Annotated in this window: 15 protein-coding genes; 10 read left to right on the top strand and 5 right to left on the bottom strand. The window is 73.8% G+C overall.

Annotated elements, in window-relative coordinates:
* A partial coding sequence (fxsT, locus tag QK440_RS37860) for an FxSxx-COOH system tetratricopeptide repeat protein (protein WP_282797807.1) occupies window positions 1–4301 on the top strand: 4301 nt, incomplete at its 5' end.
* A 175-nt stretch (window positions 4302–4476) separates the two neighbouring features.
* Here fxsT and QK440_RS37855 read toward each other — a convergent pair.
* Window positions 4477–6357, bottom strand: coding sequence for an HEXXH motif-containing putative peptide modification protein (locus tag QK440_RS37855; RefSeq protein WP_282797806.1), 1881 nt, complete (start codon window positions 6355–6357; stop codon window positions 4477–4479).
* Between the two features lie 615 nt (window positions 6358–6972).
* Between QK440_RS37855 and QK440_RS37850 the strand changes: the two genes are divergently transcribed.
* The 4 genes from QK440_RS37850 to QK440_RS37835 all read left to right on the top strand — a co-directional run bounded on the left by QK440_RS37850 (window position 6973) and on the right by QK440_RS37835 (window position 9023).
* Window positions 6973–7572 (top strand): GNAT family N-acetyltransferase, encoded by a 600-nt coding sequence (locus QK440_RS37850; protein ID WP_349239348.1) that lies wholly within the window; start codon window positions 6973–6975, stop codon window positions 7570–7572.
* Window positions 7573–7624: 52 nt separating this feature from the next.
* Complete coding sequence (locus QK440_RS37845) at window positions 7625–7960, top strand: YnfA family protein (RefSeq protein WP_190137314.1); 336 nt, start codon at window positions 7625–7627, stop codon at window positions 7958–7960.
* Between the two features lie 77 nt (window positions 7961–8037).
* On the top strand, window positions 8038–8817 hold the full coding sequence (locus QK440_RS37840) for an SDR family NAD(P)-dependent oxidoreductase (protein WP_282797805.1): 780 nt from the start codon (window positions 8038–8040) through the stop codon (window positions 8815–8817).
* Window positions 8814–9023 (top strand): hypothetical protein, encoded by a 210-nt coding sequence (locus QK440_RS37835; RefSeq protein WP_282797809.1) that lies wholly within the window; start codon window positions 8814–8816, stop codon window positions 9021–9023. Before QK440_RS37840 ends, QK440_RS37835 begins: the two co-directional genes overlap by 4 nt.
* Window positions 9024–9061: 38 nt before the next feature.
* Here QK440_RS37835 and QK440_RS37830 read toward each other — a convergent pair whose 3' ends face one another.
* Complete coding sequence (locus QK440_RS37830; RefSeq protein WP_282797804.1) at window positions 9062–10255, bottom strand: RtcB family protein; 1194 nt, start codon at window positions 10253–10255, stop codon at window positions 9062–9064.
* Window positions 10256–10445: 190 nt separating this feature from the next.
* On the opposite strand from QK440_RS37830, the gene QK440_RS37825 reads away from it, so the two are divergent.
* Both QK440_RS37825 and QK440_RS37820 read left to right on the top strand, forming a co-directional pair.
* Window positions 10446–11465, top strand: a complete 1020-nt coding sequence (locus QK440_RS37825; RefSeq protein ID WP_282797803.1) for a DUF3558 domain-containing protein — start codon at window positions 10446–10448, stop codon at window positions 11463–11465.
* Window positions 11466–11610: 145 nt separating this feature from the next.
* Entirely contained in the window at window positions 11611–12525 is a 915-nt protein-coding gene (locus QK440_RS37820) for a DUF3558 domain-containing protein (protein WP_282797802.1), read from the top strand.
* A gap of 155 nt (window positions 12526–12680) precedes the next feature.
* Here QK440_RS37820 and QK440_RS37815 read toward each other — a convergent pair whose 3' ends face one another.
* Window positions 12681–13622, bottom strand: a complete 942-nt coding sequence (locus QK440_RS37815) for a peptidase (protein WP_282797801.1) — start codon at window positions 13620–13622, stop codon at window positions 12681–12683.
* 296 nt (window positions 13623–13918) lie between these two features.
* Here QK440_RS37815 and QK440_RS37810 point away from each other — a divergent pair, with 296 nt between their 5' ends.
* A complete protein-coding gene (locus QK440_RS37810) occupies window positions 13919–15787 on the top strand; it encodes a DUF2637 domain-containing protein (protein WP_282797800.1) in 1869 nt (622 codons plus the stop codon).
* A 10-nt stretch (window positions 15788–15797) separates the two neighbouring features.
* Here the strand turns inward: QK440_RS37810 and QK440_RS37805 are convergent, their stop codons facing one another.
* Both QK440_RS37805 and QK440_RS37800 read right to left on the bottom strand, forming a co-directional pair.
* Window positions 15798–16004, bottom strand: a complete 207-nt coding sequence (locus QK440_RS37805) for a hypothetical protein (RefSeq protein WP_282797799.1) — start codon at window positions 16002–16004, stop codon at window positions 15798–15800.
* Between the two features lie 135 nt (window positions 16005–16139).
* Complete coding sequence (locus QK440_RS37800) at window positions 16140–16748, bottom strand: TetR family transcriptional regulator (RefSeq protein WP_282797798.1); 609 nt, start codon at window positions 16746–16748, stop codon at window positions 16140–16142.
* Between the two features lie 512 nt (window positions 16749–17260).
* Here QK440_RS37800 and QK440_RS37795 point away from each other — a divergent pair.
* Window positions 17261–18775 (top strand): DHA2 family efflux MFS transporter permease subunit, encoded by a 1515-nt coding sequence (locus QK440_RS37795; RefSeq protein WP_282797797.1) that lies wholly within the window; start codon window positions 17261–17263, stop codon window positions 18773–18775.
* Between the two features lie 150 nt (window positions 18776–18925).
* Window positions 18926–19579 carry a TcmI family type II polyketide cyclase gene (locus QK440_RS37790; RefSeq protein ID WP_282797796.1) on the top strand — a complete coding sequence of 218 codons (654 nt, stop codon included), beginning with the start codon at window positions 18926–18928 and terminating at the stop codon, window positions 19577–19579.
* Window positions 19580–19730 lie beyond the last annotated feature (151 nt).

Raw genomic sequence — 19730 nt, 5'->3', positions numbered from 1 at the left:
GGCCCGCGCGGCGCGAGGGACCGCCCGCGCCCGCCGACCCCGACGCCCAGGACACCCCCGAGCGGATGCCGCCGTGGCGCGCGCTGCCCGTCAGGCCCCTCCCCGGCCGCCCCGCGGCGGCCCCGGAGCCCGACCGCGCCGAGCCGGCCGGGAGCCCCCCGCTCGCCGACCCCCTGGCCCTCGGCCGCGCCCTGCGCCCGTTGCGCCTGTTCCGCTCCTCGCCGTACGACGTCGAGCTGGACGAGGAGGCCACCGCCGAGCAGGCCGCCGTGGACGGCCTGTGGACGCCGGTGTGCCGCTCGGTGCCGGAGCGCCGCCTCGACCTGCTGCTGCTCGTGGACGACGGCCCCTCGATGGCCCTGTGGCGGCGCACCGCCCGCCGCCTCGGCGCGCTGATGGAGCAGACGGCGGCCTTCCGCACGGTGCGCCAGGTGCGCTGGAACCCGCGGGAGGCGCTCGCGCCGTCCGCCCCGCCGGGCGGGCGCGGACTCGTCCTGGTCGTCACGGACGGCGGCCACGAGGCGTGGCGCGACGGCCGGGCGGCCGCGCTCCTGCACCGCCTCGCCGGCTCCTCGCCCACCGCCGTCCTGAGCGTGCTGCCGCAGCACCTGTGGGACCTGACCCTGCCGACGGTCACCCCCGCCCGGCTGCGAGCCGCGTCCCCGGCCGAGCCCAACCGCCGCTACGACGCCGAGTCCGGCCCCTTCGAGGCCGAGACCCTGGCCCCGTACGCCGTGCCCGACCCCGGCCCCGCCGACGCCGTCGCCGTCCCCGTGGTGGAGCTGCGGCCCGAGTCGCTGGGCCGCTGGGCCCACCTGGTGGCCGCCGACACCGGTTCCTGGCACCGGCTCGCCGCACTCCTGACGACGCCGGGCGGCGACGTGCGCGCGGCGGCGGCCACGGTGCCGGTGCGCCTCGCCGACGTGCTCACGGACGGCGCGGACCCGCCCGGGCGGACGGCCGCCGAGGCCGGGCAGCAGACGGCGCAGGAGCGCGCCGCGCGCGCGGCGGCCGTCGTGCGCCGCTTCCGCGCCACCGCGTCGCCGGGCGGCTTCGCCCTCGCCAAGCGCATGGCGGCGGTGCCGCTGAACCTGCCGGTCATGCGGCTGCTCCAGCAGGCGGCCAAGGGCACGCGGTACTGGAACGTCGCCGAGACCGTGCTGCTCGGCCTGGTGCGCCGCAGCGACGACACGAGTGACGTCGAGGACCCGTACAGCGTGTCGTACGACTTCGCGGACGGGGTGCGTGAGGAGCTGCTGGCCCTCGGGCGGCGCGCCGACACGATCGCGGCGCTGCGCCAGGTGGAGCGCTTCCTGGGGCCGCGCCTGGAAGAGCTGTGGGAGGGCGGCGCCGCCCTGGTGGCGCCGGAGGGCGACCTCGCGGATCCACCGATCACGGAGCGGACCCGCCCTTTCGTCACCCATCTGTACACCGCGCTGTGCGCGCTGTCAGGGCCCTACCTCGCCCGCGCCGACCACCTCGGAAGGCTGCTGCGCAGCCATGCGGCGGGCCCCCGCTCCCTGAGCCGGGAGAGCGGCCGGGAGAGCACCCTTACATCTGGACATAAGCCGTCATTACAGTACTCAAAGGCTGATAGCGGGTCAAACTTGAGAAAGAGCCAACAAACTGCGATACCGTACCGGCCGCAAGCCCCGGCGGACACCCCGCGCCGCGCGAGCTCCTCGCCGCCGCCTCCACCCCAGGCCGCGCCCCCCGCCGCACCACCCCACGCCCCAGCCCCCGCATCCCCTCGCTCCCACCCTGGAGGCCCCGCCGTGTCTGCCGGTCTGCCGGTTGCCCCGGGCCCGCGCGGCCCGCACGATCCGCCCCGCATCTGGGGGAACGTACCGCAGCGGAACAGGAACTTCACCGGCCGCGAGGTCCTGCTCGAACAGTTGCAGGACCGCCTCGGCACCGGTGTCACCGCGGTACTCCCCGAAGCACTGCACGGCATGGGCGGTGTGGGCAAGTCGCAGATCGCCGTCGAGTACGTGTACCGCCACAGCCGCGACTACCGGCTCGTCTGGTGGGTGGCCTCCGAACAGGAGAACCAGATCGTCCAGTCCCTCATCGAGCTGGGCGAGCAGATGGGGCTCCAGGTCAGCTCCGAGATCTCCGCGGTCCCGGCCGTCCTGGACGCGCTGCGCAGGGGCGAGCCCTACAGCGACTGGCTGCTGATCTTCGACAACGCCGAGGACCCCAAAGAGGTACGTAAGTACTTCCCCACCGACGGCCCCGGCCGCATCCTCGTGACCTCGCGCAACGTCCAGTGGTCCCACACCGCGAGCTCCCTCGAGGTCGACGTGTTCGCCCGCGAGGAGAGCGTCTCGCTGCTGCGCCGCCGCAGCCCCGAGCTCGCCGACGACGCCGTCAACCACCTCGCCGCCTCCCTCGGCGACCTGCCGCTGGCCGTCGAGCAGGCCTCCGTCTGGCTCGCCGAGACGGGCATGCCCGTCCACCAGTACCTCGAACTCTTCGAGCGCAAGTGGGCCGAACTCCTCCAGTCCGACCCGCCGCCCGACTACGAGATGCCGGTGGCCGCCGCCTGGAACGTGTCCCTGGAACGCCTCCGCGACGACCACCCCGACGCCCTGCAACTCCTCCAGGTCTGCGCGTTCTTCGCACCCGAACCCATCTCCTGGGACCTCTTCTCCGCCGTCCGCGGCATCTCCGTGCCCCGCGAACTCCAGGCCGCGCTCGACGACCCCGTCAAACTCGGCCGCGCCGTCCGCGAGATCGGGCGCTACGCGCTCGCCCGCATCGACCACCGGCAGTCCACCGTCCAGCTGCACCGCCTCGTCCAGCGCGTCCTCGTCGAGCAGATGAACCCCCAGGAGCGGGCCCAGATGCGGCACGCCGCCCACCAGCTCCTGTCCAACGCCGACCCGAGGAACCCCCAGCGCGCCACCTACTGGCCCCGCTACTCCTCGCTCCTGACCCATCTGCGCGCCTCCAACGCCGTCGAGTGCGAGGAGGGCTGGACCCGCCGCCTCGTCCTCAACGAGGTGTGGTTCCTGCGCGCCCGCGGCGACTACACCGCCGCCCTCAACCTCGGCGAACGCGCCGCCGCCATCTGGCGCGAACGCCTCGGCGAGGACCACGAGGAGGTCCTCGGCATCGACCAGCAGATCGCCGAGACCCTCCGCGAGCAGAACCTCGACCTCGACCGCGCCTTCCGCCTCCAGGACGAACTCGTCGAGCGCTACCGCAGGGTGCTCGGCGACACCCACGAGAACACCCTCCAGGCCCAGAGCTACCTGGCCGGCAACCACCGCAACCTCGGCAACTTCTACGAGGCCAAGGAGATCGACCAGCGGGTCTACGAGACCAGCCTCGCCCAGTTCGGCCCCGACGACCCGGCCACCCTGCTCACCGCCAACAACTACGCGGTCAGCCTGCGCCTGGCCGGCGACCCCGTCCGCGCCCGGGAGATCGACCACGACACCTGGCAGCGACGCATCGAGGTCCTCGGCGACGACCACCTCTACACCCTGTCCTCGTACAACGCCTACCTCCTGGACCTCCAGGAACTCGGCCGCTACGACGAGTCCCTGGAGGGCTACGAGGAGTTCGCCGCCAACCTGCGCGACCAGCTCGGCGGAGACCACTGGTTCACCCTCCAGGTCATCCGCAACCTGTGCGTCACCCGCCGCAAGAAGGGCGACCACGAAGGCGCCTACGAGCTCTCCACGCCGTACATGTCCATGGTCCGCAGGCGCTTCGGCACCGGCACCCGGCAGTTCATGCAGATGGCCATCAGCCACGCCAACGACCTCCGCCAGGTCGGCAAGGTCCAGGAGTCACGGGCCCTCACCGAACAGGCCCTTGAGCAGCACCGCACCCTCTACGGCCGCGACCACCCGCACAGCCACGCCATCGCCATGAACCTCGCCGTCTCCCTGCGCCTGCTCGGCGAGAACGAAGCCGCCCTCGCCCTCGACCTGGAGATCTCCGAGGGCCTCACCCGCACCCTCGGCGCCGAGCACCCGCGCACCCTGCTGGCCCGCATGAACCTCGCCAGCGACCACTTCGCCCTCGGCCACCCCGACCGGGCGTACGAGATCGACGCGGCCGCCGCCGAGGACTCCGTACGGCTGCGCGAGAGCCACCCGGCGAACCTCGCCGTCCAGCTCAACCTCAGCCACGACCTCAGGGCCCTGGGCCGCACGGAGGAGAGCAGGCGCCTGCTCGACGACGCCCTGGAGACCTACCGGTCCCTCCTGGGCCCCTCCCACCCCGCCACCAGGGACGCCGAGAAGGGGCTCAGGGCGAACGCGGACATCGATCTGATCTCTCTCTGATCTCTCTCTGACTCTCCCTCTGATATCCCTCTGCTGCGATCCGGTCCGACCTGGCCTCGTCCGGCCTGATCCGGTCCGATCCGGCCTGACCCGGCCTGACCCGGCCTGACCCGGCCTGACCCGGCCTGGTCTCCCTCCGGTTGGGGGGCGGCCCTGTCCGGCGGCCGTCACGGCGTCACGCCCGCGCGCCCCCGGCGAGCCACCCGGCTATGTCCGGCGGGTCCGCGGGCCGGACCCCCGCGGCCACGACCGCCCGGTGCACCGCGAACACGGTCTCCGGGCGGTCGAGCAGCAGCGCCGCCGCGGCCGACCCCCGCCGGCGTACCAGCGCCGCACCGATCCACGCCTCGGCGTCCCACGGGTCGGCCGCCACCCGGACGCCGTACCAGCGCGCCGCCGCCTGGGCGTCCCCGGCCACCGCCGCGCACTCCGCCGCGGCCGCCGCGTCACCCTCGGCCCCGGCCCGCCGCAGCCGCCGCGTGAACGTGGCGGGTGCCGACAGCGACAGCCGGGCCAGCGTGCCGAACGCGGGCGAGCGGTGCGCCTCCTCGCTCGGCGCGAGCACCGGGGCGGGCAGCGGCGGCGCAGGCCGGCCCGCCGCCCAGTCCCCGGCCAGCCGCGCCACGAACGCCTCGTCGACGGCCAGGTGCCGCCACCGCCACAGCGCCCGGCGCACCGCGCAGTAGTGCGCCGCGAGCCGCGCCGGCTCCGCCGGCACCTCCTCCTTCCGCCACCGCTCCAGCGGGGCCGCGACCTCCTCCACGAACAGCCGCCCCGCCTCGGTCAGGTCACCGCCCTCCGCCAGCGCGGCCACCGCCTCCCCCACCTGCTCCCGGAAGACCGCGAACTCGAAGTCGGCGCGCCGCGCCCCCGCCCCCTCCGCGGCGTCCCGGTGCGCCCGCCAGAAGCGGGCCACCCCGGCGAAGGCGTACACACCGTGCAGCACCCCCCGCGCGGGACGCGGATCGCCGCGCCACGGGGCGTAGTAGAGCCGCTCCCCCGCCTCCGCCGCGCCCGCCTCCGGCCCGCGCACCAGCGGCACCAGGCTCATCAGCGCGGTCAGCTCCTGGTGGCGGGTCTCGTGCACCAGCACGGCCGCCGTCTGCGGCTCGTCGTACGGCAGCGACAGCGCGACCGCGCCGAACGCCTCCGGCGACGAGGCACTGGGCACGAGCCCGCCCGGGGACGCGGGGAACGGGCGGGGCACCAGCACGCGCACCAGCGCCCCCAGCGCCGCCGCGTCCGGCGGCGACTCCCGCGCGAGCAGCGCGCAGGCACCGCGCAGCCGCTCCCGCCACAGCCGCGTCCGCCGCTCCCCCAGCCGCAGGGGCGCACGCGGCGACACGTCGAAGTCCCGGTACGGCGTCACCGCGTCGAGCCGCAGCCCCTCCCCCGGGCCCCCGTCCCCCCGCCCGGGTCCGCCCGGCCCGGCCGCCGCGGAGTGCGGGTCCGCGCACGGCTCCCGCGGGACGTCCCGCGGCCCGCACAGCGCGACCAGGGGCCGCCAGCCCGCCGCCGGTTCCGCCAGGGTCCTCGCCCCGGGCAGGCGCACCTCCGCGCACTCCCCGCGCACCACGGCACCGCCCCCGGCCACGTGGAACTCCGCCTCGCTCCAGCGGCGCCCGGACACCGGCCCCGCCCCCCCCCCCCCCGGCACCCAGACCAGGCCCCGGTACGCGGGCACCCGCAGCGAGACCTCGGTCCCGGCGCGCAGGGCCGCCGCCGCGGCCAGGGCCCGGAACTGGCCGAGGTCCGCCCACAGGGGCGCCGCCGCACCCGGCGCGGCCCCGGAGCCGCCGCCCACCCGCCGCAGCAGCCGCACGGCCCACGCCCGCACCGACGGGTCGTCGAGGACCGCGTCCACGGCTCCGGCGTCCCGCTCCTCGGCGGCGGTGAGCACGCCCCAGACCGACAGCGCCGACGGCCCGCCGCGCCGCTGGGGGCCCGGCAGGTCGTCGGCGCGGTCGAGCAGGGCCCGCAGCACCAGCAGCAGGTGGCTCCGCTGGCCCGCGCGCAACAGCGCGAGATCGGCGGGGCCTGCCTCGCCCGCCGCCACGGCACGCAGCGACGCGCCGGAGACCCGGTGCAGGTCCAGGCGGTGCCCGCGGGGCGCGGGAACACCCCGCCCGCCCTGGCCCGGCCGACGGGGCGCGCGCCCGTCCCCGGGGGACCGGCGGGGGCCCTGCCGCCCCGACGTCACCGCGAGCGCTGCCTCGTCCCGCGCAGCAGTCTCATCCCTTCGCTGTTGGTCGCCTCAAGGGTGCCGAACGCCGCACTCGCCTGGCGGCCGGCACAGCGCAGGGCCCGCCGCAGCAGTGGGTCGTCACTCGCGTGCAGCTCCGCCAAGGAGATCCCAGAGAGATCGACCAAGTCCGAACAGAAGTCCTTCGCAGACTCCGCCATACCGTGGTGCCCCCTGACGTAACGGTTCCGCGACTCCGCATCCGCTCCCATGGTGGCTGCATCGGCACGCCAGCGGAAGACTCGCGCTGGTCATCCCGTGTCCGAACCGCCTACGGTCGCCCGCCACCCGCGCGGGCGGCCCTCTTCTTGGCCGCGAGGTGGTTCACGAGGTCCCTGGCGTCGTGCTCCGCACCCGGCTCCGGCGCGTCGAGGTCGGACAACTCGCAGGTGAGCGGGCGTTGTCAGACCCTCCGCCTACCGTGAGGACATGGAGCGGACACCTGTGACAGCGACACCGGCGGACACGCGGATGGCACCGCCGGCACGGCCGGAGGCAGCACGGCCGGGGGCGGCCCCGGTCCGGCTCGTGCCCTACGGCGAGGGCGACTTCGCGCAGCTCGTGCGGCACAACACCCCGGAGATGACCGAGCACCTGGGCGGCCCCGAGTCCGACGAGCAACTGCGCGACCGGCACCGCCGGTACGTGGGCCTGGACCACCGCGGCCGGATGTACAAGATCCTGACGGCGGACACGGGCGAGGCGGCGGGCCTCGTCGGGTGCTGGGAGACGATCCACGGCGGCGAGACGGTCTGGGAGGCCGGCTGGGGCGTCCTGCCCGAGTTCCAGGGCCGGGGCATCGCCGTCGCCGCCACCCGCCTGGTGGCCGAGGAGGCCCGCGGGACCGGGCGCCACGGCTCCCTGCACGCCTTCCCGGCCGCGACGAACACCGCGTCCAACGCCGTCTGCCGCAAGGCGGGCTTCACGCTCGTCGGCTCGGGCGACTTCGAGTACCCGAAGGGCCAGTGGCGGCGGTGCAACGACTGGGCGCTCGACCTGAGGGGGCGAGGCCCGCTGGCCGCCGCCTGACCGCGACGTCGCGACGCCCGGGCGGGGGCGGCACTCGTGCCACTCTGGTCGCATGCTCATCGCCCGCTCCGCCGCCCTGTTCGCCGTCGCCGCGCTGTTCGAGATCGGCGGCGCCTGGCTGGTCTGGCAGGGCGTGCGGGAGCACCGGGGCTGGGTGTGGATCGGCGCGGGCGTGCTGGCCCTCGGCGTCTACGGCTTCGTCGCGACGCTCCAGCCCGACGCCGACTTCGGGCGCATCCTGGCCGCGTACGGCGGGGTCTTCGTGGCCGGGTCGCTCGCGTGGGGCGCCGTCGCGGACGGCTACCGGCCCGACCGCTGGGACGTCGTCGGGGCCCTCGTCTGCCTCGCCGGCATGGCCGTGATCATGTACGCGCCGCGAGGCGACTGAGGCGCCCGGCCTATCCTGACGGGCGGAGCGAGAAGAACGCCCGTACGAGCCCCGCCCGCACCGAGGGAGCAGCGCCCATGCCGCACGCCGAGACCCCCCGCACCCACGGCATCGCCGTCGTCACCGGCGCCAGCGGCGGCATCGGCGCCGCCACGGCCCGCGGCCTGGCCGAGGCCGGGTACCGGGTCGTCCTGACCGCCCGTCGCAAGGACCGCGTCGAGGCGCTGGCGGCGGAGCTGACGGAGGCCGGTCACAGCGCGACGGCGTACCCCCTCGACGTCACCGACCGCGCGGCCGTCGACGCCTTCGCCTCGGCCTTCCAGAAGATCGCCGTCCTGGTGAACAATGCGGGCGGCGCGCTCGGCGCCGACCCGGTCGCCACCGGCGACCCGGCGGACTGGCGGCAGATGTACGAGACGAACGTCATCGGCACGCTGCACGTGACGCAGGCCCTGCTGCCCGCCCTCACCGCGAGCGGCGACGGCACGGTGGTCGTGGTCTCCTCCACGGCGGGCCACGCCACGTACGAGGGCGGCGCGGGGTACGTGGCCGCCAAGCACGGCGCCCACGTCCTCGCCGAGACGCTCCGCCTGGAGATCGTCGGCACCCCCGTCCGCGTCGTCGAGATCGCGCCCGGCATGGTGAAGACGGAGGGCTTCGCCCTGACCCGCTTCGGCGGCGACGCGGAGAAGGCCGCGAAGGTGTACGCGGGCGTGGCCGAGCCCCTGACCGCCGAGGACGTCGCCGACACGATCACCTGGGCGGTCACCCGCCCGCCGCACGTCAACGTCGACCTCCTGGTCGTCCGCCCCCGCGCCCAGGCCTCCAACACCAAGGTCCACCGGGAACAGCCGTGACCTACGCCGCCGACGACCCCGGCACCCCCGGCGGCTCCCCCCACTCCGCCGACCCCCTGGCCCGGCTCACCCACGAACGCGAATCCCGCCGCCTGGCCGAGGAGAAGAAGAACGAACGCCTGGTCTGGTGGTACCTGGCCTACTTCCTCTTCGGCATCCACATCGTGGCCTTCATCATGATCTACGCGGTCTCGCACGCGAAGTAGCCGCCCCGGGCCGTGACGGTCCGGGCCCCGCCGTGGGGTCACCCCTTGACGCAGACGACCTGCTTCAGCTTCGCGACCACCTCGACCAGGTCGGTCTGCTGGTCGATGACCTTCTCGATCGGCTTGTAGGCGCCGGGGATCTCGTCCACGACGCCCGCGTCCTTGCGGCACTCCACGCCTCGCGTCTGCTCCTCCAGGTCGCGCGTGGAGAAGCGCTTCTTCGCGGCGTTCCGGCTCATCCGGCGGCCCGCGCCGTGCGAGGCCGAGTTGAAGGACGCCTCGTTGCCGAGGCCCTTCACGATGTACGAGCCGGTGCCCATGGAGCCGGGGATGATGCCGTAGTCCCCCGAGCCCGCGCGGATCGCGCCCTTGCGGGTGACGAGCAGGTCCATGCCGTCGTACCGCTCCTCGGCCACGTAGTTGTGGTGGCAGGAGATCTCCTGCTCGAAGACCGGCCCCGCCTTCTTGAACTCCTTGCGGATGACGTCCTTCAGCAGCGCCATCATGATCGCGCGGTTGTACTTCGCGTACTCCTGGGCCCAGAACAGGTCGTTCCGGTAGGCCGCCATCTGCGGGGTGTCCGCGATGAACACCGCCAGATCACGGTCCACGAGACCCTGGTTGTGCGGCAGGTCGCGGGCCACCCCGATGTGGTGGTCGGCCAGTTCCTTGCCGATGTTCCGCGAACCGGAGTGCAGCATCAACCAGACATAACCCTCCGAATCCAGACAAACCTCCGCGAAGTGATTCCCGGATCCGAGGGTGCCCATCTGCTTGACGGCCCTCTCCTCGCGGAACCGCACCGCCTGGGCGACCCCCGCGAACCGTCCCCAGAAGTCCTCCCACCCGGCGGTGGCGAAGCCGTGGAAGCGGCCCGGGTCGACGGGGTCGGTGTGCATGCCCCGCCCCACCGGGATCGCCTGCTCGATCTTCGAGCGCAGGCGGGACAGGTCCCCCGGCAGGTCGTTGGCGGTCAGTGACGTCTTGACCGCGGACATGCCGCAGCCGATGTCGACGCCCACCGCCGCCGGGCACACCGCGTCCTTCATGGCGATGACCGAGCCGACCGTCGCGCCCTTGCCGTAGTGGACGTCCGGCATGACGGCCAGGCCCTTGATCCACGGCAGCGTGGTGACGTTGCGCAGCTGCTGCATCGCGGCGTCCTCGACCGACCCCGGGTCGGTCCACATCCGGATCGGCACCTGGGCGCCGGGTACCTCTACGTACGACATACCGTCCTCATTCCCCCGCAAGCAAGCAAAAGCACTGGAGCGCAAATACCGGAGCCAAGGTCGACGAATGGGAAAACGGACCGGCGTCCACGGCAGCGCGTGCGATACACATTGTGTCCACCGGTCGCCCGTCGGCGGCAACTCAATAACCAGGCCGGACGGGCCGGCAGGACCGAGAGGAGCGTGCACGGTGCAGCGGAGGAAGGTCTACGCGCCCGGTGCCGCCGCGCTCCTCGTGGCGCTGCTCGCCGGCTGCACCGGTGACCCGGGCTCCGACGACGGCGGTGACGGCAAGTCCGGCGACACGGCCGGCGCGACGGCGGCCGCGGAGCCCGGCAGGTACCGCACGCTGCCCGAGGCCTGCGGCACGGTCGACCGGTCGGCGCTCGACGCGATGCTGCCCGGCATCGCGGACGTCGAGGACCCCGGGCAGCGCGAGAAGGCCTACGAGGGCGCGGCCACGGTCACGTACGACACCGACCGGCGCGTGGGCTGCCGCTGGAAGGTGGGGTCCGCCGACGCCACGCACCACCTGCTGGTCGACTTCGAGCGCGTGGTGTCGTACGACGGGGCCGTCAGCGACGACGCCCGGGCGCAGGAGGTGTACCGGACGAAGCTCCGCGAGGCGGGCGTTCCGGAGCCTTCGGACGCCGAGTCCGAGAGCGAGAAGCCCGAGCCGGAGGGGTCAGAGGGGACTGAGGGGTCTGAGGGGTCTGAGGGGACTGAGGGGTCTGAGGGGCCCGAGAAGTCCCAGGGGCCTGAGACGTCCAAGGAGAAGGGGTCCGAGGGGTCCGAGCCGGGCCCTGGGAAGTCCTCCGGGGCCGCCGCGAAGCCGCAGGGCGGCAAGGCCGCGAAGGCGGGGGCGGCCGGGCGTGGTGACGGTGCCGGGTCCGCCGACGACGGGGACGCCACCGGGAGCGCGGACCCCACCGAGGGCGCGGACGGCGGTGCCGGGGCGACCCCCGCCGGGCTCGAGCCCCGCTCCCTCGACGACCTCGGTGACGAGGCCTTCCTCGACGACGTGCTCACCACCGCCGCCTCGGCCGGCCGCCACCGGACCGTGACTGTGGTGTTCCGCACGTCGAACGTCGTCGTCACCGTCGAGTACGACGAGCAGCCGGCCCGCCGCACCGAGGTGCCGGACTCCAAGGAAATGCAGGACAACGCGCGCGAACTGGCGGAAAACCTCGTCGACGAGTTCGACGGCTGACGATGAGGGGGCGCCGGCCCGGGTCCCCGGGAAGCCGGGTCACCCGTGGCGCCCAGCGCGTACGGTGGCTCAACGGACCCCCTGGCCCGTAGCCCGTACGCACCATCCGGCACGGACGCCACGAGCGAACACGAGTGAAGGAACCATGCACCGACCCGCACAGCGACAGCGTCAGCGACTCACCCGCGTTCTGGTGGGCGCGGCCGCCGCACCGGTGATCCTCTTCGCCTCCGCGTGCAGCGGGGACGACTCCGGCTCCGGTTCGGACGGCGCCAAGAAGGACACGGGGGCCGAGTCCTCCGCCTCGGCGCCGTCGGGCTCCGGCGAGGAGACGCCGGCGGTCGAGAAGGCCGCGTTCGCCAAGCTGCCCGAGCCCTGCGAGACGCTGACGAAGAAGACGCTCGGCGACCTCGTCCCGGCGGCCAAGGACAAGTCGGGCAGGGCCGGTACGTCGGACGACGTGTCCACGCGGGGCAACTGCACGTGGGAGAGCCTCGACGACAACGGCGTCGACGGCTCCCAGTTCCGCTGGCTGCGCGTGGCCATGAACCGCTTCGAGTCGGACCAGTCCCTGGGCAGCGGCGCGAAGCGCGCGCAGGCCAACTTCACCAAGCAGGTCGCGGACGCGCAGGCCGTCAAGGGCGCCAAGAACGTGAAGACGACGCCGGTGCCGGGCACGGGTGACCAGGCGACGCTGGTCTCGTACGACCTGAAGAAGGACAAGGAGACCTTCAAGCAGCAGACGCTGGTGGCGCGGGTGGAGAACGCCGTCGTCGCCGTCGACTACAACGGCGCGGGTCTCGCGGGCGACAAGCAGCCGGACGGCGGCGACCTCGCCAAGGACACGCAGAAGGCCGCGAAGGAGGCCGTCGCGGCGGTCGTCGCGGCGAACAAGCCGGGCGGCGGCGCGTCCTCGAAGCCGGAGGGCGGCGCGAAGGACGGCTCCAAGGACGACGCGAAGGGCGGCAAGGACGACGCCGAGGGCGGCGGCGGCAAGGGCGCCGCGCTCGACGGCGGCGAGGGCGGGGCGAAGGCCGGCGCCAAGCCCAAGAGCGAGTAGCGAGGAGCGGGTGACCGCCCCGTTCAGCCCAGGAGTGCGTAACGGCCCCCGCTCGCGGGGGTGTCACGGAGCCCGGCCGCCCGCGCGGCCGGGCTCCGGCCGTACCGGCGCGCGCGTCGCGGCGGCCCGGCTCCGGAGCCCCGGCCGTGGGGGTGTCAGCGGCGCTGGGCCCGCTCGTAGACCTTCTTGGCCGTGGCGCCGAACACCTCGCCGCGCATCTCGGTCGGCGTCAGGGCGTCGAGGGCGCTGTTGACGGAGACGAGGACGCCGTTGCCGGTGGCGGCGTCGAAGTCGGCGAGCCAGGGGCCGCCGCTGGAGCCGCCGCTCATGTCGCAGGGGATGGCCTGGAGTCCGTGGGTCTTCCTGGGCTTGCCGACGCAGTGCAGGAGGCTCTCGCCGAGCTGCGGGCGGGTGGCGGAGTAGCCGAGGGCGGAGACGGTGCCGCCGACGGGGCGGTGGAAGGCGACGGCCTGGCCGCCGACGACGTCGGTGAGCTTGCGGCCGCCCTTGCCGGTGCCGACGGTCAGCGCGGCCATGTCGTTGGTGGACTCCTTCTCCCAGGTGCGCGGGGTCGCGGCGGTGCGGACGGCGAAGGTGCCGTACGGCTTCTCGCCCTTGTGGTAGCCGGGGACGAACACCATCGCGGTGTTGGTGTTGTAGGGGGAGGAGCCGCGGCGCACGCAGTGGGCGGCGGTCATCACGGCGGAGCGGTTGGCGCTCTTCACGGCGGTGGCCGTGCACCAGGTGTCGGCGCCGTTGGCGTTGACGAAGAAGAGCCGCCCCACGGTCTTGGGCGGGGTGCCCCGCCAGGGCTTGGCCCTGGGTCCGGTCGGCCCGAGGTCCACGGACCTGCCGACGGCCTTGATGCGGGCGGGCGTCCAGTAGGCGAGGGCGTCCTTGCGCTCCTTGGCGGTGTACGACAGGACGGAGACGGGGTCGGCCGCCGCGGCGCGGGCCCGGTCCGTCGCGGCCGCCGCCGGGTGCGGGGCGGCCGTCGCGGCCAGCGGAGCGGCGAGGGCGAGCGCCGTACCGGCCACGGCGACTCCCGTGGCCCGGCGGCGGAGGGTCCTGGTCGCTGAAGTGGGCTTCTGGGGCATGGCGGTTGTCTCCTCGGCGGGTGCGGGCGGTGGACGGCGGCTGTCCGCCCACGTCCGGGGAGAGGGTCAACGGCCCGGCGCGGTTGGGGCTGTTGACGAGCTGTGACACGAACGGCGCCGGGCGGCACGCGGACCCGCCCGCGCCGGGGAACCCGTCCTCCCGGGGCCCGGCGGGGCGGTCGCGCCCGCCCGCGCCGGTGCCCTCCGGGCCCGCTCCGCCCGTACCGGCTCACGCTCGCCCGCACACATGTGCCACGCTGTCGCTCGCAACAGCCGTCAGAGGGAGGGGTTCGCGGGTGGCCGCGATGCAGCTCACGCGCATGCACCGGATACTCATCGGGGTCGTCGTCTTCGGTGCGCTCGTCATCGCCGGGATCGGCTTCGCCGGGTCGTACGCGGCCGTGCGTGACCTCGCCGAGAAGAAGGGCTTCGGCGACTTCTCCTACTTCTTCCCCATCGGCATCGACGCGGGCATCTGCGTGCTCCTCGCGCTCGACCTGCTGCTGACCTGGATCCGCATCCCGTTCCCGCTGCTGCGTCAGACGGCGTGGCTGCTGACCGCGGCGACCATCGCGTTCAACGGCGCGGCGGCCTGGCCGGACCCGCTGGGCGTGGGCATGCACGCGGTCATCCCGGTGCTCTTCGTGGTCGCGGTGGAGGCGGCCCGGCACGCCGTCGGCCGGATCGCGGACATCACGGCGGACAAGCACATGGAGGGCGTGCGCATGACGCGCTGGCTGCTCTCCCCGCTGCCGACGTTCCTGCTGTGGCGCCGGATGAAGCTGTGGGAGCTGCGCTCCTACGACCAGGTGATCAAGCTGGAGCAGGAACGTCTCGTCTACCAGGCGCGCCTGCGGTCCCGCTTCGGCCGCCGCTGGCGCAGCAAGGCCCCGGTGGAGTCGCTGATGCCGCTGCGGCTGGCCCGGTACGGGGTGCCGCTGGCGGAGACGGCTCCGGCGGGTCTGGCGGCGGCGGGCATCGAGCCCGCGGTGCTGCCGCCCGCCCCGGTGCCCGCCCAGCCGGAACTGGCCCCGGCGCCCGTGCCGTCGGCCCCGCAGTCACTGGCGAAGGCCGCGCCGGAGCCGCCGCAGCAGCACCCCGTGCCGGGCGAACCCGATGCCTTCGCGCCGCGGCAGCCGCTCCCGTCACCCCGGGCGCAGCAGCAACCCCAGCAGTCGCAGGCGTCCCAGCAGGCGCCGGGCAACCAGGCTCGGCGCCCGGCCCAGCAGTCCGCGCAGCCCCAGCAGGCCATGCGGCCCCAGCAGCCCGGTCAGCCCGGGCAGCCCGGGCAGCCCCAGCAGCCTTCCGTGCCCCACCGGTCCCGGCGCCCGCAGGGTGTCGAGGGGCCCGAGGGGCCCCAGGGCCAGTGGGCCCCGGGCGAGCACGGCAGTCCGTGGTTCGCGGCGCCGCAGCAGCCGCGCGCGCAGGGCGAGGCGTCGATCTCGTACGACCCGGAGGCCCCGTACGACGAGTGGTACGAGGAGCAGGCGGCGCACGCGGAGCAGCAGTACCGGGAGCAGCAGGCGTACGAGGCGCGCGAGGCTCTCGACGGCTATGCGGCCGACGAGGTGTACGAGTACGAGGAGGAGGCCGGGGAGGCCGAGGCGTACGACGTGCGGCCGTACGCGACGCAGGCGGCGGGGGCGACGGGAGCCGCCGGGACCGCGGACATCCCGGAGTCCACGGACACCATGGACACCACGGACGCCACGGACACCTCGGCGGCCGGTGGGACCGCCGAGGCCGCGGCGGCTCCGGACGCCCGCGGGGTCCGGGTTCCGTCGGGTCCGGGCCGTACCCGCCCGCTCGCGAACGGCCGGCTGGTCCCGGGCCCGCGCGAGGAGGGGGCGCGCGGCCCCCGGTCGTCGGCGGAGGCCGCGGAGCAGCCCGCCGCCGAGGAGGTGCTGCCCGGGCCGGGCGCCGACGGGTCCGGTCTGCCGGACGACATGACGCGCGAGGAGGCGTACTTCACGGCCTTCCGCAAGTACGTGAGCGAGATGGGCGGCTACCCCAACGCCCGGCAGTTCAGCCTGTACCTGCTGGATCTGTACGGCGTGACGGGCCAGTCGGGCGGCCCGCTGACGGAGAGCACCCTGCGCCCGTACCTGCGGGACTTCCGCGACCGCTACCAGCAGGACCTGGACGCCGAGGAACACATCGCGTGAGGTCGCGGGGTCAGCGGCGCGACCGGACCCTGCCGCCGCGCTCGCCGAGGAACGCGAGCGCGGCGCCGAGGACGAGCAGCACGGCGTACCCGGCCGTGGGCACGTCCCACCACTTGTGGACGAGGCCCCAGGAGTTCCCTCCGAAGAGCTTGCCGAGGAGTCCGAGGGCGCCCTGGATGCCGACGACCCAGCCGACGACGGCGGTGATTTCCTTCATGTCCCCAGGCTCGCCCGGGCCGGCGCCCGGAACATCGTCCGCCGGTCGGAGCCGCCACTGGGCCGAACGGTGTACTTCGCCGGGCGTCCTCGTCGCGGCTGGAAGACGACGGCTCCGGGCCGGTCCGCCCGCGTCCTATTCCGCGGGGCGGGTAGCGGCGGAGCCCGGTGCCGTCCCGGCGCCGAAGTCCGCCCAGCCGTAGCGCAGCCGCTCGAAGACGGTCTTCAGGTCGTCCGGGGTGTGGTCGCCGTACGTGGCGAGGAAATTGGCGTCCAGGACGAAGCGGGCGAGGGTTTTCGCGAGCAGGTCGTCCGCCGGGACACCGACCTCCTGCGCCAGGGTGGCGGCGAGGCTGGCTTCCCAGCGGTGCCGGAGGCGGCTGGCGTAGTCCAGCAACGCGGGCGTGGCCTTGACGAGTTCGACGAAGTCCTCGCCGGACGGGCCGCTCGCCGCGGGCTGTGCCACCGGCACCAGGTGTGCCTCGAGCGCGTCCAGGATCGGGACGCCGGGGCCGCGGTCGCGGACCGCGGCCGTCAGCGCGCGTTCGTACTCGTCCTCGGCGTCGAAGACCAGCGCCTCTTTGCAGGGGAAGTAGGCGAACAGCGTGCTCACCGCCACTTCCGCGGCGTCGGCGATCTCCGCGACGGTCACATTCTCGAATCCGCGTTCACGAAAGAGGGTGAACGCGGTGTCCGCCAGGCGCCTTCGCGTCTGTGCCTTCTTCCGTTCTCGCAGTCCCGACACTCCGGCAACCCCTCGCAATAGAAGACGACGTACATCGTTGCCCGTTGGGCCCCGATGGGGCCTGGCCCTTCCCCAGAACGGGGCGCATTGACGCCCTGGAGGCAGAAGGGCGCCGACTGCCGGTGCCGACTGCGGCAAGGATGCGAGCACATCAACTGTATCCGGCACGGAATCAGGGGCCCTTACTGGCGAGTGAGCGTACAGGGTGCGCCGCGACCCGTCCGTGGCGGCCGACGGGCGGACGCCGACCGGCCCCGGCGGGCTCCGCTTGCCCCCTGCCCCCCCTGACCCCCCTGACTCCCCTTGGCCCCCTGGTCCCCGCGCCGCCTCCCCTCCCCCGGTCCCCCGCCCACGGCGCCCCCTCGGCCCCGGCGCGACCCCGGCGCGCCCGCGCGCCCCTCCGACACCCACCGCTCGAAGCGAGTACGAAACCCAATCGAGTCGGCATTGACACCGCCACCAATCTCGTATCTACTCTGAACTCGTAGCGACTTCGAAAAAGTGAGGAAGACATGGAAGTGACGGCTGCGCGCCGTTGGCTGGCCCTCGGTGCGCTCGCTCTGGCGATGCTGACCGTCGGGCTCGACATGACGGTGCTCAACATCGCCCTGCCCACCCTGGCCCGCGACCTGGGCGCGAGCACCGCGGCCCTCCAGTGGTTCAGCACCGCCTACACGCTGACGCTGGCGGGCGTGATGCTCCCGGCCGGCGCGCTCGGCGACCGGTTCGGGCGCAAGAAGTTCGTGTTCGGCGCCCTGGTGCTCTTCGGCGCGGCCTCGATCTGGTGCGCGTTCGCCTCGTCCTCGGGCGAGCTGATCCTGGCCCGCGTGCTTCTCGGCGTGGCGGCGTCCGTACTGATGGCCCTGTCCATGGGCATGATCCCGGTGCTGTTCCCCGTCCCGGCGGAGCGTGCCCGCGCGACGACCGTGTGGATCACGGCGGTGACGCTGGGCATGCCGCTCGGCCCGATCGTCGGCGGCCTGCTGCTCAACCACTTCTGGTGGGGCTCGGTGTTCCTGGTGAACATCCCGACCGTGGTCATCGGCGCGCTCGCGGTGGGCCTGCTGGTGCCGGAGTCCCGCAGCCAGACCCGGCGGCCCATCAGCCCGGTCAGCGTGGCGCTCTCGGCGGCCGGACTCGTCGGCCTCACCTACGGTCTGATCCGGTTCGGCGACGAGGGCTGGGGGGACGGCGCGGCCTGGGCGACGTTCGCGGCCGGCATCGCCCTGATCGGGGGCTTCGTCGCCTGGGAGCGGACGCGGGAACACGCCCTCGCGGACCTCAGCCTCTTCGGGGACCGCGGCTTCCGGATGGGCACCGTCTTCCAGCTGATCAACGCCTTCGCGATGTTCGGCCTGTTCTTCACCATTCCGCTGTACTTCCAGTCGGTGCTCGGCGTCGACTCGCTCGGCAGCGGTCTGCGCATGCTGCCGATGATCGGCGGCCTCCTCGTGGCCTCGAACTTGCTGGAGGGTCTGCGCGACAAGATCGGGCTCAAGGCGACCCTGGTGATCGGCTTCGGCCTCCTCGCGGTCGGCATGGGCTTCGGCGCGCTGACCGACGTCGACACGGCGTACTGGTTCGTCGCCGCCTGGATGGCCGTCGTCGGCCTCGGCATCGGCCTGGTCCTGCCCACGTCGATGGCCCTGGCCGTGGGCGCGCTCTCCCCCGAGCGGGCGGGTGCCGGCTCGGCGCTGCTCTCCGCCCTGCGGCAGGCGGCCGGCACCACCGGCGTGGCGGTGCTCGGCACGGTGCTGTCCACGCGGTACCACTCCGCACTCGGCCCCCTCAACCACGAACCGGTCTCCGACGGCGTGGGAGCCGGTGTGGCCGTCGCCCACTCACTCGGCAACAAGGCGATGCTCCTCGACGTCCAGACGGCCTTCGTGAGCGGCATGAACCTGCTCATGCTCGTCTGCGCCGGCATCGCGGCCGTCGGCCTGGTCCTCGCGGCGGTCACCACCAAGAACCCCACCGACGCGGCCGGGGCGGAACTGCCCGAGTCGGAATCCACGCCGGTCGCGTAGCCGCGTACCAGTCCTCTCCCGCCAACCCCGCGGCCCCGCAGCTCCCGCAACTCCCGCAACTCCCGCAGCTCCCGCAGCTCCCGCAGCTCCCGCAGCTCCCGCAGCTCCCGCAAGGGTCCTCACAAGGGTCCTCACAAGGAAGTGATGAACATGCGCAGCATGGTTACCGTCTCGAAGATGGATGAGCGCTCCATCCCGGAGATCTCCACGTTGTTCACCGCGTTCGACAGCACGGAGATCCCGGAGCTGATCGGACTGCGCCGCCGTCAGCTGTTCGTGTGCGACGGCATTCAGATCCACCTGTACGACTTCGCCGACCAGGCCGACAAGGCCGCCCTCATGAAGGTCAAGGGCGACCCGCGCATGGCCCGCCTCTCGGCCGACCTGGAGCCGTACGTCTCGCCGTACGAGCCCGAGACCTGGAATTCCCCGGCGGATTCCGCGGCGTTCTCCTTCTACGACTGGGAGGACGGCTCGACCGGGGACGAGACCCGGACGGACACCACCGTCACCCTCACGCGCATGGACCAGGACGCGATACCCGCCGTCACGAGCGTCTTCCAGGAGTTCGACGCCACCGGGGGCGCGGGGGCCGCGGGGACGCGGCGCCGCCAGTTGTTCGCGTACAACGACCTGTGCGTCCACATCCAGGACCACGTCGGTCCCGACGGTGGTGACGTCGCGCGGAAGGCCGCGGCGGAGCTCTGGTTCGGCAAGGTGGTCGAGGCCCTGCCGCGGCTCGCGCCCGAGGGACCCTCGTCGGACGGTCACGCGAGCCGCTTCTACGGCTGGGAGGCGCCCTGACCCATGAGCCGTCGACGGGACGGGACGTGAAGCACCTCGCCCGCCTCGTGAAGCCCCGGATGCGGGAACCAGTCCCCGGGGACTGGTTCCCGCATCCGGGGCTTCACGCGCCGAGGCGCCCCTCCGCCACCGGTAAAGTCCACCCAAAAAT

Source organism: Streptomyces sp. CC224B, from assembly GCF_030010595.1.
Taxonomy (GTDB): Bacteria; Actinomycetota; Actinomycetes; order Streptomycetales; family Streptomycetaceae; genus Streptomyces; species Streptomyces longispororuber.
Note: the sequence above shows the minus strand (reverse complement) of the source record. Positions and strands in the feature narration are given on the sequence as shown.